Annotated in this window: 1 protein-coding gene; it reads left to right on the forward strand. The window is 77.7% G+C overall.

All coding sequences use genetic code 11. The features are described from left to right. A partial coding sequence (locus PV721_RS43710; RefSeq protein WP_319734485.1) for an AAA family ATPase occupies nt 1-582 on the forward strand: 582 nt, incomplete at both ends.

Below are 582 nucleotides of genomic sequence, written 5' to 3' on the forward strand. Positions count from 1 at the left end.
CTCCCGGCCCCGCCCTGGCCGCCCCCTATGCCGCGGGTTCCACCGGGTCCGGGCCGGGCCCGTACCCGTCGTCGGCGCCCGAGGCGCTCCGGCAGGGCGGCCGGGGCAGTGGGAACCTGCGGGCTCGGCTCACCACCTTCGTCGGCCGCGAGGACGACATCCGCGTCATCGGGGACGATCTCGCGCGGGCGCGCCTCGTCACGCTCCTCGGGCCCGGCGGAGCCGGCAAGACGCGGCTCTCGCAGGAGGCCGCCGAGGCGCACGACGTGCGCGGCGGATGGCCCGACGGGGTGTGGTTCGTCGAGCTGGCCCCCGTGGACGACCCGGAGGACGTCGCCGAGGCCGCGCTCGCCGCGCTCGGGGCCCGGGAGACCAAGCTGCGCGGCGCCGCCGCCGAGGAGCTGCGGGCCCTGACCGACCGGACCGGCGACGCCTCCCTGGACCGGCTCGCCGAGCACTGCGCCCGGCAGCGCCTCCTGCTGCTGCTCGACAACTGCGAGCACGTGATCGGTGCGGCCGCCGAGCTGGCGGAGGAGCTTCTCGCGCGCTGTCCCGGTGTGCAGATCCTGGCGACCAGCCGTG

The sequence above is a fragment of the Streptomyces sp. MB09-01 genome, assembly GCF_033794505.1.
GTDB lineage: Bacteria > Actinomycetota > Actinomycetes > Streptomycetales > Streptomycetaceae > Streptomyces.